The following is a 17,894-nucleotide window of genomic DNA, read 5'->3' as shown; positions in this document are numbered from 1 at the left end:
TTGGACGGCACCGGACAAAAATCATAAATATCGGGATGAAGAAAGTCCGCACCGCGGAACGTTTGAGCTAGACGGTAAGCACACCCGTCAATTTCTTCACTTTGACGTGCAACAAGACGCCACTGGTGAATCAATCCGCATTGTTCCAACATTGACGGTCCAACCCGCCGCAGTCTAGGCGGGTTGATTTAATGGTCATATACTTTGAGGTTTTCTGGTGGTGCTCGCAGTTATGTTATTTGCAGTGACGGAGCAAGAGCAAAGCCTAGACGGATAGTAAGCCGTGACGCTCCTCCAGATTACAGCCACATAAAAACTAGCAAGGGATAGGCTTTGGTAACGGGAAAGAAACGCGACATCTTCGTCAGCGCTATCGAAATGGTGGACTTCGGGGGCTATTCCTGCATCCCGACGGCCGTTGGTTATTCCAAAACAGAGTGCTCGGTCGGTTTCGACGCTTACACCATGTCAGATGAGCCAGGACGGATTTGCAACAATTTTAAGATTAAGCTTGGCGAGCAGGAGCCGGGCTTGCAGAATCCAAAGCTTGTTGAATGTGCGGATGGACAGTATCGCTCAATCCACCAAATATCTAGCGACTACCTAAAATCCTTGGTCAAAGAGGCTGAGCGTTGGATGGGTTTTCGTGGATTAACCAAGGCTTCGAGGGTGATAGTGGCGGAGCCTGTAGCCATTCACGAGAAGAATGATTGGCTTGCAAATTACCGGAATCACATCCGCCGAATTCTTTCCTCAAGCTTTACTGACGTTGACTTCTTACCGGAGCCATTTGCGGTATTCCAATACTACCGCTATGGATCTAAGCATCCGCTCATAGCCCAGAAAAAGAAGCACGTTGCTTTAATCCTAGATTTTGGTGGGGGGACGTTCGACGTCTCAGTGATAGAAACGACCGCTCAAGGTGACATCAGCAACTCAGGACGGAACTCGCGTCCCCTAGCCGCATCGTCCATTGCCGTAGGGGGATTCTTTTTCAATCGCATGATCGCCGAATATTTACTATTCAAACCCTATGAAGGAGGAGGAAAAAAGGCTCCGTCGGCAATTTATGAGGCAATAAGAAAGTACGATGAACTTCGTCGGGACTCGCGTGCTCAGGAACGGGATTTCAGACAGGACTACCAAAATTTCTTTAGGCATTTTGAGTCACTTCTATTCGAGGTCGAGAGGGCCAAGGTAACAATCTGCTCAAATATCTCGGACTGGACCCTTGACGGGCAGCCCAGCAGGTCCGTAGGTTATTCAGTCAGGGTTCCTGCTTCCCCTTTGAGCGAGAAAACAACCTACTTGCCGGTCCGGCTGGATGCAATCGAATTACGGAAGTTATTTATCGATAGGTTGTGGAGGAAACACCTTCACCCAGCTATTTCCAATGCACTGGAAAGGTCCAAGGGTGAATTAGAAGCACAACAGATTTCCGTTATCCTACTTTCCGGAGGTTCGTCCAATATCCGCTGGCTACATGGTCTACTTAGAGAGGCCAATCATCGGGACTTGGATGGGGCAGATCTACTGGAGCTTCAGGAGAATTTCCAGGAAATTGTTGCTAAGGGGCTCGCTATTGAGTGTGCACGAAAGACATTTAGCAAAGGCGACGGCGATTTCAGGGCTGTAACTTACAATAGGTTGTGCCTTGCGCTGAATCCCGATGAGCGGGGAGTCGAGGTGCCCAGGTTCCGGCCCGTTACTCTCGGACTTCCAGAAGGCGGCTCGGACGGAGTGTTACTTCCTTCTGCAAGCCTATTGGAAACTTATATTGACAAGCCAATTGCTTGGAAAGCTAAGCTGTCTCACCCGCCAAAGCAGAAACTTGACTATTTCTTCATGGCCTCTTCATTTGACCCTGAAGACATTCAAAATGTGCATAACATTGTCGACCACGCCGTTCACCGCCCTTCCTCTACGAGCTTCGACAAGCAACTCACCATAGAATTAAATGTCAAGGAGGACGGGACGACAGATCCTAGATTTATCTATCGTTCAGCAGGCCCTGGTATACCGGAAATATCAGTAGATGGCCGGCCTTTCTATATGGACATGACCTTCGGCGGAGCAAACGGCACAGCGGAGGCCTACGTAGGTATTGACTTCGGGACATCGAACTCTTCAATCTCATATGTGGATCAATCCTCGATCACGGTTTATGCGGAGAGATCCCGTAGTCCAGCTTGGCAGAATATCAGTGACCTAGCTATCTCCCTACCGTATCCGATTGCAGCACCTCTAGTTCGATATATTTCTGCGGGAACAGATGCTTTAAGAGCAATCGAAGTCATCGAAGGGTTCTTGGCTTTTGGCGCCTATATAGCCTATGCGGAGCATTGTGCGATAAAGGGGCGAAAGGAAACGAAGCTCTTTAAGGAGTTTACTCAGCGGTCTGCCGGGCCGTTATGGGCCCTCCTCCGAAAGTGCCTCGAGCAACTGGGTGAGAAGGCTGATTTTTCAGCTCCGTTGAAAAAGCTATTTGAGCAACCGCTTTATGACGAACTAGATACCATGGTGACAGTCATTGGTGCTGTGAAACACGGGAAAGCCTCAACAACACCGGACTACAATCGCTACGTGCGGCTTCTAGGGAATGTTTTCGCCCATTTTTTCTCACAATACTTGTTTGGATACTTTCAAGATGTTCAGAAAAAACCTTTCCGTACGGAGTACAAGGGCGTGTTCCGGCATGCCATAGGCGGACATAATCCTTTCTTAATGGTTTATGAATATGAGGGTACTTCTTCGTTTTCCGATGAATTGGCTGTGCTGGTCGATCGGGAATCTGGTCGTGTCTTGTCCCTAAGCCCCTTCATGTTTTGGTATCGCCCACTAAATGGCGATTCCCTCTGCACCTCGGAACTGTACTTTTACGACTTGCCTGAGAAATCCAGATACACCTACAAGCCAGTTGGCTCTAATGGCAGCCTTGTACTTGAGGAAGAGGGATTTGGTCCAGTAATCGAGGAGTTGAATAGGATGAGGCAGAGCGATTTGAACTTGGCTTATGTTGATGGCGTTGCGCTTACATCAATGATGGACTAAAGCATAGTTCAAGCATGCTCTCTCACGGGGAGACTGAATTAATCAGGTGCGCGATTCAGTTACGCCGAGCGTCTGAGGTACGACGTTAGGCACAACCCCGGCATGTCCTGATGACGTCAATTATTCAAGCAGCTACTCTTTTCAAGTATCAAGACGACTCAGCGCGCACAGAGAGCATTTTTAGAACCAGGAAAGTTTGGCTAACCAGCGCATTGCCACCGGTATCTGGTCATTGACTCAAGGTCCACAACGGCCGGTTGACATTTCGCAGGAAGCTCGTCGGCCATTTCGATCGCCCCCCGCGCAGTCTTGGAGCGCTAATTACCTATGCTTGATATTTGGCACTAAACGGATGCCGGACCACCGACTACGCTGAAATCAGTCGTCCCAGAACTCGCTAACTGAACAAAGCCGTTGATATCAACACATCCGGCAAGCCCCTGCTTGGTTTTCGGGTCAAAACGTAAGATACGCCAGAAACCATGTTCTTGACCAAAATCGATGAATACCGGTTTGGTAGTATGCCATCGCTTGAAGAGCGTGCTTTTCCCGAACCAATGAAAAGCTGCGATACCGTCCTGGTTTTGTCGTCCGCGCATGTTCGAGAAATTGAACCTGTCCGCATCGTTTTTGCAGCCATCGACAACCCATATCATCGTCTTGTAGAAGGCTTCTCTCGCCCTGACTTCATTGGGGTGAATGGTTGAACGCTGGAATTCAATCACCAGCCCTAACGGAGTTTTCACGTCTGCTATGTGTAGCTCGCCTAAGCCATCATCTTGTGCCGGAATCTCTTGCCACTCTTGAGGAAAGCGATTTTTCCATGCGCGATGCCACTCCGTTTCGGTCTCCCACCACGGATCGCAATGGGTTCGCGACAAATGCGCCCAATGCCAAGTAATGTGTTTCCCGCACTTGGAAACAACCTCGGCACCACAGCCAGGACAAGAAGCTCTTAACTTGGGTGTGGCTTCAATCCGTCTTCCGTCCAAAAGAGCAAACCGCATATCTGCTCCCAGTTATCTCTTAGCCGTTTTTTTTATCTGCTTGAGTAATGTCGCCGCCTGGATTTCCGCGGCTTGGCTGGAATCTGCATCAAGACGCTTATCGCAATAAAGCTGTTTATTGCTGATGTCGCTGGAATCCACACTGGGAGAACCAGACTTAAGGATCACGAGGCGCCAGGCACAACCAAGAATAGGATTCAACGGTGGCGCATTGTTGTAGCCACCAGTAAGCCAATAAGCGACATTACGCTGTGCTTGATAGTCACCGGCCATAGCCTTCTTTTCGAGTAGCTCATATTCCTGTATCGAAGATGCAGCCGCAACGGTGGAGAAAAACATGAGACCGAGGAATAGTAGTCGATGATTCATGATCGCTATGTGGTTGAGCTTGGGTGGGAGCGCTAATAGGCCTTATTTATATCGTACCAGTTGATGAATTAGGGAGTAGTAACCAACTATCGAGCTCCTGTGACGCTAAATCACCACCCTGTATCTGAATGACAGCGCCCCCAAGCACTGCGGATCTAAACCGCCAATCACCCATACGGTAGCTCCACCCGTGTTTCGGCCCCATTTCAGCGACAACCGGCAGCAACTCGGCCTGAGCGGCCATTCGGAATGGTAGGTCAATTTGGTCAGCAATGGAGCAGTACCGACCATTTCTAAGCCTTTGATTTATCTTCAAATGTTTTCAGCCAAGGGAACCACGACTCGTTCAACCGCACATCAAACCCTATCGTGGTCGTGCGCAATAGCATTGCAACAGCACGCAGGCCTTCATATCGAAGCGCGACCTCAATAGCCGGCACAACGACAGCCGGTGATTTGAGTGCGAACCTCTGGTTCGCTAGTCGAAACCATTGGTGCTTTGCCCACGATACGAACGCTGATTCGAACGCGCCCTTGAACGAATTGCCATCACACGCCTGCAAGAATCGAAGAGTAGTCGTATAGATCTCATTGGGGCTCAACTCAGGCCTCTCAATGGCCAAACGAATAGCCGATGCCACATAGTCCTGCGTGGATTCATCTTTGCCATCTGGAACTGACAACATCCTGCCGAACAAATCAGCAGCAGATTTACAACCGGGTTCAGTGCGCAGAGAATTGGCAAGTTCCAGCAAAGGATCGGTGTCCTTTGCGATTGCACAGAGCACACCCAGTGCAAGGACTGCCTGACTGAGTCGACTCTGAATCTGATCTTGTTCCAGTGCAGACTCGGGCGCATCGCGAACCGTCGCATATTCAGGTGCAGAGAGATTCCACTGTTTGAGTGAATCGAAGTTGGCGGTCACATAAGCAAGATTGTTCATCCATGGACGCAGCGCTTGAACGAATTCCAGTGAAGAACGTCGTCGCACTGCGCACTCCAAAAACGATGATGTGCATGTCAGTGATAGGGCCGGCACTTCGCGCCCGCAAAGTCGAGCCTGCAAGTTTGTCGCTGCCACCGCATTTCCCAGATAACGTGCCTCTACAACGGCTAGCAGGTACCAGGCAGTGTCAATGTGAGCAAGCTGTTGCTCGCGGATCGCCTCCGATGGCTGGAGGTTGCTGCACATGCCAGCCACCATGTAAGGGGGCTGGTTATCAATCTCGATCCCCTTGGGATAGCCCATGGCCTCCCCATATAGCCAAAGGAGCCCATGGCGTACTACTCGCTTGCAGTACGCGGCATTCAGGCTGTCGTCCGAATCAAGCGTAGATAGCTCCATGAGCGCCTCTGCGTACTCGGCGATGCAGCTTTGACGATCCCCCCCCTTAAATGCTGCCAAGGCGGCATCAGCTCGAAGCCCTATTCGCATATGGGTGAGACTACTCGCAGGGCCAGTTAGGAGTGACTCGTAAGCCCGCGCAAACCAGCCGGCGGCACTAGGCCAGTCGCCTGTCCCGGCTGCACTGATGCCAACCTCACGAAACAAGAATGTTCGCTCCAAGGGGTCGGCATTGAGCACAGCCTCGGGACCGCGCTCTAGTTCAAACAAGACGTCTTGGTATCGCTTGTGCCTAAAGCGTAGGCGGACTTTTGCTCGCGCGATTACTGAATTCGCACCAAACGTATGCTCAGCATCGGCCAAAACATGCTCAGCTTGCTCGGGAGAATTTGCATATTCATCCAGCATTACCGCACGCGCAACTCGAAAATGTACAGCGATGTCGATCCGATGCCAACGAATGCAGCATGCTTCCAATACCTCGAAGTTTGCGGCGGCATCCTCCGCCTTAAGCGTTCCGGCCTTTGTCTCTGCCAACCATGCTGCATTGACCGTTGTCTGAATCCATCCCTGTTCTAGGTTGGCCACTGGCAAGAACGTCTCGCGGTAGAGTGGGTCGAGTCCGTCCAGATCATCGAACAATTGCCTCTGACGTTCGACACTACCGATAGACATGGCAACGTTCGTAAACAGGAAGCTGATGGCGGGAGCAGCCCAACCATCGACGTCTCCTTGTACACCGTCAAGGTGCTGTATCAGCGACGGGAACATGGGATCTGACTGGGAGACATCGAGAAGCCTCTGCAGCAGACGTGCCGGTCGAGGCAAAACTGACGCGAGAGTTTGCGAGATGAGTGCCTTCGACAACGCCAGCATCTCAAACCCTCGATCGACCCGAGTCTGCTCCCCGGTGTCAATCTCACGGGTAAGCGCGGACCAAACAGAGAGCGCAAAATCGGGCATTTTGGCCTCGGAGGCCAATAGGAGCTGAGCCAATCTCAGCATCTTGGACAGATGGGGATTCTTGGCAAAGATCAGACGATCTGTCTCAGCGTAGAGCAGCAACGGAAGCACTGCTGCAATAGCATTCAATTCGGCGTCGCCACCGAAGACCGCCAGCGCGATTTTTGTCAAAGGCTCTTCCACTTCCCCCATCGTGGAATGGAAGAAGAGCGTATTGACATCTGCGGCATCCAAAGTTTTGCCGGTAGGGCTTAGCCATCTGGCAACTTCTGCGTGTGTAGCTCGTTGTTCGTTCGCCGACAGGTCTTCTGCACCCGCGCCACCCACCAGGGGTGATACGCGTAGGCGTCCGCCACCAACTTCATCGATCCAAGGTCCAATCAGCGAGTTGAGCAACTCTCCCGGTAGCGGGAGTCCCGGCTCCACGTTACCAACTGCACATCCGAGCTCGCGTGGAAATCGCCCATGTAACAAGCTGGTTCGAAGGAGAAGCCGGCGACGGTTCTCGTCCAGCCTTGCGACTAGTGTCGTGCGGAGCCGTCGTCGTTCCGAATCAACATCCGCTTGGACTTCCTTAATCGAAATCGTCTCTCCTTCCAGCGAGGACCAACCTGACCGCCGGGCGCTCGCGATGACTGCTTTCGCGAGTTGTGGATGACCCATACTGCTAAGTAAGAACACTAGGCGGGCCGACCTACCAACATCACCGCCAGCGATGGAAACCAGTTGAGCGACCTCATCTTGGTCAAGGTTGGGGACTCGAACAACATGCTCCATTGAAAGCCCGCATGTGTCGAGTGATCGTGTTGTCGGTTCTCGATAAGCCGTTGCAATGCAAACCGCATCGCGTCTTCGAATTGCAGTTAGCAATTGGCTGAATCGCCGGCAGACGGTTGAGTCTTCGATCTCGTTGATGTCGTCAACGATCAGCCCGGAAAATTCACGTTGAAGGCCCTGTGCCAAAGCGGTGGCTAGAATATGCTCCGTTTCTTGGGCCGAGCGATCTGCCAGCGGTAGCACGAGCCACGTCCCCCCAAGCATTCGCGCGACGTTACGTGCGTTAGTCGTCTTGCCAAGACCACTTCCACCTACGACGAAAACCGCGCCTGTAGATTTCAGAACAGCATTTATTGGGTCGGTGACATTCGGTCTGGACAAGACATTTTTAAGTGTCGGGTAGGATGTCTCGACTTCGAGGATAGAGCGCCCCCCAATAGAGATGTGACCGCCCCCGCTGGAGGTAGATAGTTGCGCTAGTAGGCTCTCAATAGAACTCTTGGCCAGAGTCATCTTGGTCGCAGTTTCGCATAGCCTCAGCAGATCAGTCTGCCTGAGGTGACGACCAGAACCTGTTTTGACAATAGCCTGTAGTATGTGTGTGACGACAACGCCGGGCAGAGCATCGCAGTCCCGTGGCGAAACTCGGAGCCGATCCGAGGCAAACTCAACCAGCGATGCAGCGAGTTCACGTTCTAAATCCTCTAGGGGCTGGGATCCTGTATCCCAATGGATTCGGCGAAGCAGGTCGTTCCGCAGTTGCTCGTCCGTGCGCGAAGAGATAAACCTCTTAACCCGCGCCGATATCGAGGATGCCATTAATGCACTGCGCAGCGGCAATACATCAGCCATTGCAGCCGCTTTACGCCAATAGGTAAGCACACCTTCTCCAGCCGCTCGGTCGGCCTTTTCGCGCTCAACCCCGATCTCTGAAGTCGTTAGGTAGCGGAGGTGAACCTCTCGCGTTGGGTTGCGTTCTACAAGATCGACAAACCCGTCAAGCGCCACTTGGACATCCTCATTGTTTATCGTGAGGCTGCTTGACCTAGCTGTATCCTTGACCTGTACCCCATTCAATACATTTCCTACAAGTGTTGCATAGTCTTCTGCCACCTCTAGCAACAATTCCTCTCCTGACTGCAATGCAACCCAAGCTATGGAACTCGCGTATAGCTGATACGCGTAGCCGCGCAGTGAGGCCACTGCTTGTCTACTGGGATCCCCGTCAATAGCTGAAAGTGACTCACCGGCAGTGAAATGAGGAAGCGGATTCATCATGCGAAGTTTATGTCATAGCCGCAGTCGGCAACATGCCATATTGCTGACGTAGGTACTATTTCTCTTTAACGGCTGCAATGGCCGAAGCGGTGACTGCCGCTGCGAATATGGCGGAATTCTGGGCTTTGCCGCTATTGGTATTAAGATTCATAGCAGTAGGGATCAGCAAATGAAACCTCAAGAAATCACAACAAAATATTATTTTTAATCAATCTAATACTAAATTCATAGCATTTTTATTTTCGTCACAAAATTGCTCGAGTGACATGTTCATTGATTAAAATCGACGCAAAAGCAAAGTGGCCGGACTGAATTCCAGGCGAGTGGTGGCACAGAACAGAATGTAAGGTTGGCAATTTGAGATTCACGCTCTACTCCGATCTACATCTTGAAATCAAGGCATGGGAACCGCCGGTGCTTGATGTCGACCTGGTGATTCTGGCCGGCGATATTGGAAGCCACACCCGAGGACTCGCTTGGGCAGCAGCAACGTTTCAGCAACCGGTCATTTACGTGGCCGGCAACCACGAATACTACGAAGCTCACCTTGGCATGTTGGCTGAATTGCGGAAGCCGGCATGGGAAGAATCGGGTACGTATTTTCTGGAAAGGGGTACTTTCGAACGGAACGGGGTGCGTTTTCTCGGCTGTACGCTCTGGAGCGGATTCGACCTAAATGGTGCCGACAAGGCGCATGCCTATATGGCCGTCGCCAAGCGGGGCATCAACGATTACTGGATGATCCACGCCAGAGGTGGCAAAACCTTGGAGCCACGCGACACACTCAAACTGCACCGGACTGCGGTTCGCTGGCTGGATGCTGAACTCGCCAAGCCATTCAGTGGCAAAACAGTGGTGGTCACACATTTTGCGCCGCATCGAGGATGTGTTGCGCCACAGTACGAGGGCAGCGACATGTCGCCGTATTTCGTCACCGATCTTTCACCCCTAATGGAAAAACACCGGATCGATGTTTGGTGTCATGGCCATACGCATACGAATAATGATTTCATGGCAGAAGGTGGCTGCCGCGTCATCTCGAATCAACTTGGCTACCCGAGTGAGCAAGCCCGCGTCGGGTTTCGGAATGACCTAGTCATCGAATTATGATTGTCTTCGTCGCCTCTACGAAGAGCCCACATCCGGTAAGAGAGATAGCGTCTGCAACAACCCTAACTTGCTATGAAACCTGACGACTTGCCTACCTCCGCTAATCCGACAGTAGCCAAACCAAATCCAGATAAGCAACCAGCAACCACAACCTTGTGGTTCTCATTCGCAAAGCTCATTGCAACGCTGGGTAGCATAGGAGGTGTACTGCTGCATCTGATTGGCTATATCAGCTACCTAAGCTATATGTCAGCCTGGGGCCTCGAATCGGGGCCGTTCCATAAAGATATCGACGAAGTATTGTTTATGGGCTACCTAGCAATTATGGATGGCTCCAACCATGCGTTGTCTCTAATAGGAGGGCATGTATGGGCAATTTTGGTTGTTTGGCTCTCCCTTACCGCCTACGCATTCCTGATATTTCGACAGGACAAATCTGATACGCGAGAGAAAGCAAAACAGATTTTTCAACGATTGCCGAACTGGGTTCCAGATCTGCTCGGTAGTGTTTTGGGATCTACGTTAACGCTGGCACTTTTCCCCATAGGTCTATTGTTTGTACTGGTTGTGACAACCTTACCGGTCAGCATTGGAGATAGCTTCGGCAGGTCCCTAGCGGATAGCCAATATAAAAAAATCACTGCCGGATGTGAGCATGTCACTCAAGGTAATCGTTGTCTTGAAATCAGGAAAGACGGAAAACTAATTGCTCACGGATTCGTGATCGATAGTTCCGCATCGCACATCGCGCTCTTTGACGTTGATTTGCAGCGCGCAAGGACTCTTGTGCGGGAAGGCACAGAGCTTATCGCGGACAGCCGGTCCAAATAGGGCAAATATCAGAAGTAACATCTTTGACCAGTCCGGAATCAGCAGCCATAGCGCTTCCGGCCATTTACTATGCGATACCTACCGCCGCGGGGCCCGGTATAGCATGTCTCGTCAACCGCTGGCGTATAGAGTCGATTCGGTTGTGCCTGGCGCTGTGGAGCCTGCCATGCTGGGTTTGGCGCCGACGGAACATAGCTACCACGATGGCAGTGATACTCGGCAGTTGCGCGTTTAAAGTGGCATCCGTTGGCATCAAGTCCTCCTCCATGTGAATGCACGTTACCTATCCACAAACTGAGCAGGGCCGGAACAACGGCTGCCTTCATTTTTCTTATCATTTCTCCCCCTACAAGTGCATGCAAACGGTGTATTTTGTTTTAATAATACGCCTGCACTGTCAGTGAGGAGGAACGATTTCTTCGTGCGGGAGAAAGGCCCGTGGCGGCACGTAGGGATAACTGAGGAGTCTACGTGCCCTCTACCTTCCTTCGTCACTTGCCAAAGAAAGATTGCAATCTGAGGCTTCATACTGAAAGGCAAACGCATCAGATGGGTGCTTCGTAGAAGACCGATTCCAATACGGCAATTGCCGTTGTTGAAGAGGCGACTGATCCAGCCATTATGCTATGCGCAATATGTATGCGACGGCGCTGTCGAGATGTCTGTCTCTTCAATTTCAGCGCCATATGGCAACATCTAGCTGCTATGCTCACGAAGTGGATTTATTCAGTCACTCCTTTATGCTCCCTGCCTCAAGGCACTCGGTCAGACAATATGTTCGCGAAAAGCGCTATGGCCGGAGCCGGTTTTCGCATTTAGCGTTGGAACTTACAGGCGGCAATCCGCCGCGTCCCGGCGAGATCAGCCTTGCGCATCAGGGCATCTTATTCTTGGATGAATTGCCGGAGTTTGATCGAAAAGTTCTGGAAACCCTGCGCGAACCGCTCGAATCGGGCCGCGTGCACATCGCCCGCGCCGCCCGCCACGCCGAATTCCCGGCTCAATTCCAGCTCGTCGCGGCGATGAATCCGTGCCCCTGTGGTTTTTTGGGCCACGGCAATAATAAATGCCGGTGCACACCGGACCAGATCGCCCGTTATCGCGGCAAGCTCTCCGGCCCCTTCGTCGACCGCATCGACCTGATCATCGAGGTCCCCGCCCTGCCGGCCGATGCGCTGGCCGGCAAGGCCGAGGGCGAATCGTCGGCGACCGTCCGCGCCCGCGTCGAAGCGGCCCAGGCCCGCCAAAAATCGCGGCAGGACAAGCCCAATGCCCGCCTCGACACAAAGGAAGTCGACGCCTGCTGCCAGCCGGACGAGGCAGGCAGCAAGCTGCTCAAGCAGGCCACCGCCCAGCTCGACCTGTCGGCCCGCGCCTGGCACCGCATCCTCAAGGTCGCCCGCACCATCGCCGATCTCGCTGGCAGCGACGACATCCGCGCCGCCCACGTCGCCGAAGCCATCCAGTACCGGCGCTTCCCCCGTGGCTGAAACGCCACAGCGCACTTCCCGCGGCATCGCCGTCCTGCTCGCCGCCCTGTCGGCGCTCGGACCGTTTTCCATCGACACCTACCTGCCGTCGTTTCGGGAAATTGCCGAAAACCTGCACGCTACGCCGCTGGAAGTGCAGCAGACCCTTTCGGCCTACCTGTTCTCCTTTGCCGCGATGACCCTGTGGCATGGCGCGATTTCCGACCGTTTCGGCCGGCGCCGGGTCATACTCGTCGCCATCAGCCTGTTTGCCTTCGCCTCGGCTGGCTGCATGCTGGCCACCCGCATCGAGCACCTGTGGTTCTGGCGCGCCATGCAAGGCATTACGGCCGGTGCCGGGATGGTCGTCAGCCGGGCCATCGTCCGCGACATGTTCGACGGTTCAGCCGCCCAGCGGCTGATGTCGCAGATCACCATGATGTTCGCCTTCGCCCCGGCGATTGCTCCGCTCATCGGCGGCTGGCTGCAGGCATATTTTGGCTGGCGCTCGGTATTCGCCTTCCTCGTGCTGTCGACCGGGTCCTTGTGGCTGGCCTGCTGGAAACTGCTGCCGGAAACCCTGCCCCCAGAAAAACGCCAGTCTCTGCGCCCGGCCTACCTCGCCACCACCTACTGGAAAGTGGTGACCTCGCCGCACTTCCTGACCGCCTGCGCCGCCTTGGCTCTCAATTTCGGCGGTTTTTTCCTGTATGTCCTGTCCGCCCCGGTTTTCCTGATGGGCCATCTCGGCGTATCGGAAACCGGCTTCCTGTGGCTGTTCGGGCCATCGATGTGCGGGCTGCTCAGCGGTTCATGGCTATCCACCCGGCTATCCGGCAAACTGTCGCTGCCACGCTGCATCGCCCTCGGCTACGTGATCATGGGCAGCGCTGCCGCCATCAACCTGGTCATCAATCTGACCCTGCCGCCGGGTCTGCCCTGGAACGTCGTGCCAATCTTCATCTACACCTTCGGCATGTCCCTGGCCACGCCCTGCCTGAGCATTTTCGCCCTCGACCCCTTCCCGGCCCAGCGCGGCCTGGCCGCTTCCTGCCAGACTTTCTTCCAGTCCGGATTCAACGGGCTGACTGCGGCACTGATCGCGCCGGCGCTGTGGGGTTCGACGCTGACCCTGTCGTTGGGCATGGCCGGGCTGCTGTTCGGCGGCGGCATGGCCGCCCTGCTCCACCAGTGCCTGCGACAGGGTGAAAGCAAGCCAGCGAAGGCGTAAACTGGGCTGTCGCCCTCGACTGGAGTTCGCATGAAACTGCCCGCCTGGATTTCTGCCGCCGCTTCGGCCATCGTCGCCGCCGCCCTGCCCGCCTGCCATTACGTCAATCTGAAAGAGATCAAGCCGGGCGTCACGACCCAGGCCGAGGTCCGTTCGCGCATGGGCGAGCCGGGCTTCATCCATTGGAACGACGACGGCACGGCGACCTGGGAATACGCCCGCCAGCCCAACGGCACCAGCTGCTACATGATCAGCTTCGGCCCCGATCACGTCGTCGCCAAGGTCGAACAGGTGCTCAACGACGCCAATTACGCCAAGGTCCGCGTCGGCATGAGCAAGGACGACGTCCGCCGCCTGCTTGGAGCACCGGGGTCGAAGCAGACCTTCAACAACCTGCGCGAGGAAATCTGGGAGTGGCGCATCGAAGGCATGCCGCCCATGGAGGAAACCTATTTCATGGTGCATTTCGACACCGATAATGGCGGGGTCAAGAAAACCTCCAAGCGGGTCGCGGCGAAAGGCTAAGGCTTTACTGCAGCAACGGACAGCTGGCCAAAACGTCCCAAAAATCAAGACCCTTGGCAGTCTGGGCCGCCCCCGGTAAACTAACGCTTCTGCCGAGGAGCGCTGCGACCCTTAATTCAAGGGGCCAGGCTCGGCAACGATCAACGGCGCTCGCAAACCCCAGCTTCTCCTAGTTCCGGTTTGTGGCGCCGTTTGTTATTGCGGCGTCCCCGGTGCGAGATTTGTAACAAGCCGCTTTGCCGAGGTGATCCATGCAGCCTGATCGTACGTCCGAACTCTCTTCCCTGCTCCAGCAGCGCCTGCTCGTCCTTGACGGTGCCATGGGCACGATGATCCAGCGCCACGGGCTGCAGGAAGCCGATTACCGCGGCGAGCGCTTCAAGGACCACGGGCACGACCTGAAGGGCAACAACGACCTGCTGGTCCTCACCCGCCCGGACATCATCGGCGGCATCCACCGCGACTACCTGGCCGCCGGCGCCGACATCCTCGAGACCTGCACCTTCAACTCGACCGCCGTATCGCAGGCCGACTACAACCTGACCGAACTGGTCTACGAGTTGAATTTCGAAGGCGCCAGACTGGCCCGTCAGCTGTGCGACGAATTCACCGCCGTCAACCCGGCCAAGCCGCGCTTCGTCGCCGGCGTGCTCGGCCCGACCAGCCGCACGGCGTCGATTTCGCCGGACGTGAACGATCCCGGCTACCGCAACGTCAGTTTCGACGAACTGGTCGCCAACTACGTCGAGGCCATTACCGGCCTGGTCGAGGGCGGCGCCGACATCCTGTTGGTCGAGACGGTGTTCGACACCCTGAACGCCAAGGCCGCGCTGTTCGCCATCGAGCAATACTTCGACACTGCCGGCCGCCGCTGGCCGGTGATGATTTCCGGCACCATCACCGATGCGTCCGGCCGCACCCTGTCCGGCCAGACCGCCGAGGCCTTCTGGAATTCGTTGCGCCATGTCCAGCCGCTGTCCTTCGGCCTGAACTGCGCGCTGGGCGCCAAGGAACTGCGCCAGTACGTCGAGGAACTGTCCCGCGTCTGCGACTGCTACGTCTCGGCCCACCCCAACGCCGGCCTGCCCAACGCCTTCGGCGGCTACGACGAAACCGCCGACATGCTGGCCGACGAAATCGAAAGCTGGGCCAAGGCCGGCATCGTCAATATCGTCGGCGGCTGCTGCGGCACCTCGCCGGAACACATCGCCGCCATCGCCCAACGCGTCGCCCCAGTCGCGCCGCGCGCCATCCCGGCCATCGCCCCGGCGCTGCGCCTGTCCGGCCTGGAGGCCTTCAACGTCACGCACGAGTCGTTGTACGTCAACGTCGGCGAACGGACCAACGTCACCGGCTCCAAGGCCTTCGCCCGCATGATCCTCGAGGGCCGCTTCGACGACGCGCTGGCCGTCGCCCGCCAGCAGGTCGAGAACGGCGCCCAGGTGATCGACATCAACATGGACGAGGCGATGCTCGATTCGCTGGCCGCCATGGACAAGTTCCTCAAGCTGATCGCCTCCGAACCGGACATTTCGCGGGTGCCGATCATGATCGACTCCTCCAAGTGGGAAGTCATCGAGGCTGGCCTGAAATGCATCCAGGGCAAGGGCATCGTCAATTCCATCTCGATGAAGGAAGGCGAGGCCAAATTCCTCGAACAGGCCAAGCTGGCCCGCCGCTACGGCGCCGCGGTCATCGTCATGGCCTTCGACGAGCAGGGCCAGGCGGATACCTTCGCCCGCAAGACGGAAATCTGCGCCAAGGCCTACCTGTTGCTGACCGAAATGGGTTTCCCGGCCGAAGACATCATCTTCGACCCGAACATTTTCGCCATCGCCACCGGCATCCCGGAACACGACAACTACGCTGTCGATTTCATCGAATCGGTGCGCTGGATCAAGCAGCACCTGCCGCACGCCCACATTTCCGGCGGCGTTTCCAACGTCTCCTTCAGCTTCCGCGGCAACGACCCGGTGCGCGAGGCGATCCACACCGTCTTCCTGTACCACGCCATCCAGGCCGGCATGACCATGGGCATCGTCAATGCCGGCATGCTCGGCGTCTATGACGACCTCGAGCCGGAACTGCGCGCCAAGGTCGAGGATGTCGTTCTGAACAAGAACCCCGGCGCCGGCGAAGCGCTGGTCGATTTCGCCCAGACGGTCAAGGAAGGCAAGGCCAAGGACAGCGGCCCCGATTTGAGCTGGCGCGAGCAGTCGGTCGAAAAGCGTCTCGAACACGCGCTGATCAAGGGCATCACCGATTTCGTCGTGGCCGACACCGAGGAAGTGCGCGCCAAGCTGGAAAGCAAGGGCAAGCCGCCGCTCGCCGTCATCGAAGGCCCGCTGATGGCCGGCATGAACCACGTCGGCGACCTGTTCGGCGCCGGCAAGATGTTCCTGCCGCAGGTCGTCAAGTCGGCCCGCGTCATGAAGCAGGCGGTTGCCCACCTGCTGCCCTACATCGAGGCGGAAAAGAGCCGCACCGGACTGGGCAGCAAGGGCAAGATCCTGATGGCCACGGTCAAGGGCGACGTGCACGACATCGGCAAGAACATCGTCGGCGTCGTCCTCGGCTGCAACGGCTACGACGTGGTCGACCTCGGCGTCATGGTTTCCTGCGACAACATCCTGAAGGCGGCGCTCGAACACCGCGTAGACATCATCGGCCTGTCCGGCCTGATCACGCCGTCGCTCGAGGAAATGGCCCACGTCGCCGCCGAAATGCAGCGTCTGAACATGAAGCAGCCACTGCTCATCGGCGGCGCGACGACCAGCCGTGCCCACACCGCGATCAAGATCGCGCCCAATACCGATGGCGCCGTGGTTTACGTGCCGGATGCCTCGCGTGCCGTCGGCGTCGCCACCAAGCTGCTGTCCATCGAGCAGCGCGACGGCTACATGGCCGAAATCGCCAGCGAATACGAAACCGTGCGTGCCGAACACAGCGGCCGCAAGGGCGCCACCATGGTCACGCTGGCCGAAGCCCGCGCCAACCGTTTCACCGGGGACGAAGCCTACACGCCGGTCGTTCCCCAGCAGCTGGGCCTGCATACCCTCGACCTCGATCTCGACACCCTGTCGCTGTTCATCGACTGGTCGCCCTTCTTCCAGAGTTGGGACCTGGCCGGCCGCTACCCGGCCATCCTCGAGAATGAGACGGTCGGCGAAACGGCCCGCCAGCTGTTCGCCGATGCCAAGGAAATGCTTGGCAAGATCGTCAGCGAGGAATGGGTCACCGCCCGCGCCGTCTTCGGCCTCTACCCGGCGCGCGGCGACAACGAGGACGTGATCATCTACAGCGACGAGTCGCGCACCCAGGAGATCGCCCGCTGGGTCGGCCTGCGTCAGCAGCACAAGCAGCCGGCCGGCCGCCGCAACGTCGCGCTGGCCGACTATGTCGGCGATCGCGACTATGTCGGCGCCTTCGCCGTCACCGCCGGCCTGGGTATCGAGGCCAAGGTTGCCGAATTCGAGGCGGCCAATGACGACTACTCGGCAATCATGCTCAAGGCCCTGGCCGACCGCCTGGCCGAAGCCGCCGCCGAATGGCTGCACATGCGCGTACGCACCCACTACTGGGGCTATGCCGATGACGAGTCGCTCGACAACGACGCGCTGGTCGCCGAGGAATACAAGGGCATCCGCCCCGCCCCCGGCTACCCGGCCTGCCCGGACCACACCGCCAAGCGCGAGTTGTTCGCCCTGCTCGACGCCCCGGCCAACGCCGGCATGAGCCTGACCGAGTCCTGCGCCATGACCCCGGCCGCCGCGGTTTCCGGCTTCTACATCGGCCATCCGGGCGCGGCATATTTCGCCATTCCCAAGATCGGCCGTGATCAGCTGGAAGACTGGGCGCAGCGCAAGGGCATGGCGCTCAAGGATGCGGAGTACTGGCTGGCGCCCCTGCTCTGAGTCGCCGAGCACCGCACCGGCGC

At 56.2% G+C, this 17,894-nt stretch carries 11 protein-coding genes and 1 riboswitch; of the genes, 7 read left to right on the top strand and 4 right to left on the bottom strand.

Going from position 1 to position 17,894, the window contains the following annotated elements; translation table 11 throughout:
* The first annotated feature begins 333 nt into the window (after positions 1-333).
* Positions 334-3,051 carry an Hsp70 family protein gene (locus LZ012_RS02515; protein ID WP_275707227.1) on the top strand — a complete coding sequence of 906 codons (2,718 nt, stop codon included), beginning with the start codon at positions 334-336 and terminating at the stop codon, positions 3,049-3,051.
* Positions 3,052-3,395: 344 nt separating this feature from the next.
* Here the strand turns inward: LZ012_RS02515 and LZ012_RS02510 are convergent, their stop codons facing one another.
* The 3 genes from LZ012_RS02510 to LZ012_RS02500 form a co-directional block, all read right to left on the bottom strand.
* The gene (locus tag LZ012_RS02510; protein ID WP_275707225.1) at positions 3,396-4,058 is read right to left on the bottom strand and encodes a competence protein CoiA; all 663 of its coding nucleotides are present in this window, start codon (positions 4,056-4,058) and stop codon (positions 3,396-3,398) included.
* Between the two features lie 12 nt (positions 4,059-4,070).
* Positions 4,071-4,427, bottom strand: coding sequence for a hypothetical protein (locus LZ012_RS02505; RefSeq protein ID WP_275707223.1), 357 nt, complete (start codon positions 4,425-4,427; stop codon positions 4,071-4,073).
* Between the two features lie 293 nt (positions 4,428-4,720).
* Positions 4,721-8,791, bottom strand: coding sequence for a hypothetical protein (locus LZ012_RS02500; protein WP_275707221.1), 4,071 nt, complete (start codon positions 8,789-8,791; stop codon positions 4,721-4,723).
* A 357-nt stretch (positions 8,792-9,148) separates the two neighbouring features.
* On the opposite strand from LZ012_RS02500, the gene LZ012_RS02495 reads away from it, so the two are divergent.
* Positions 9,149-9,901 (top strand): metallophosphoesterase, encoded by a 753-nt coding sequence (locus LZ012_RS02495; protein WP_275707219.1) that lies wholly within the window; start codon positions 9,149-9,151, stop codon positions 9,899-9,901.
* A gap of 72 nt (positions 9,902-9,973) precedes the next feature.
* On the top strand, positions 9,974-10,732 hold the full coding sequence (locus LZ012_RS02490) for a hypothetical protein (protein WP_275707217.1): 759 nt from the start codon (positions 9,974-9,976) through the stop codon (positions 10,730-10,732).
* Positions 10,733-10,770: 38 nt separating this feature from the next.
* Here LZ012_RS02490 and LZ012_RS19765 read toward each other — a convergent pair whose 3' ends face one another.
* Positions 10,771-11,058, bottom strand: a complete 288-nt coding sequence (locus LZ012_RS19765) for a YHYH domain-containing protein (protein WP_420839459.1) — start codon at positions 11,056-11,058, stop codon at positions 10,771-10,773.
* Positions 11,059-11,358: 300 nt separating this feature from the next.
* Between LZ012_RS19765 and LZ012_RS02485 the strand changes: the two genes are divergently transcribed.
* The 4 genes from LZ012_RS02485 (at position 11,359) to metH (ending at position 17,871) form a co-directional block, all read left to right on the top strand.
* Positions 11,359-12,222, top strand: coding sequence for an ATP-binding protein (locus tag LZ012_RS02485; protein ID WP_338033133.1), 864 nt, complete (start codon positions 11,359-11,361; stop codon positions 12,220-12,222).
* The gene (locus LZ012_RS02480) at positions 12,215-13,432 is read left to right on the top strand and encodes a multidrug effflux MFS transporter (protein ID WP_275707215.1); all 1,218 of its coding nucleotides are present in this window, start codon (positions 12,215-12,217) and stop codon (positions 13,430-13,432) included. Before LZ012_RS02485 ends, LZ012_RS02480 begins: the two co-directional genes overlap by 8 nt.
* A 30-nt stretch (positions 13,433-13,462) precedes the next feature.
* Positions 13,463-13,957, top strand: coding sequence for an outer membrane protein assembly factor BamE domain-containing protein (bamE, locus tag LZ012_RS02475; RefSeq protein WP_275707213.1), 495 nt, complete (start codon positions 13,463-13,465; stop codon positions 13,955-13,957).
* Between the two features lie 88 nt (positions 13,958-14,045).
* Positions 14,046-14,116, top strand: a riboswitch (S-adenosyl-L-homocysteine riboswitch).
* A 92-nt stretch (positions 14,117-14,208) separates the two neighbouring features.
* Entirely contained in the window at positions 14,209-17,871 is a 3,663-nt protein-coding gene (metH, locus tag LZ012_RS02470) for a methionine synthase (protein ID WP_275707211.1), read from the top strand.
* Positions 17,872-17,894 lie beyond the last annotated feature (23 nt).

It is taken from the genome of Dechloromonas hankyongensis (assembly GCF_022012295.1).
GTDB lineage: Bacteria > Pseudomonadota > Gammaproteobacteria > Burkholderiales > Rhodocyclaceae > Azonexus > Azonexus hankyongensis.
This window is presented reverse-complemented; position numbering and strand designations above follow the sequence as displayed.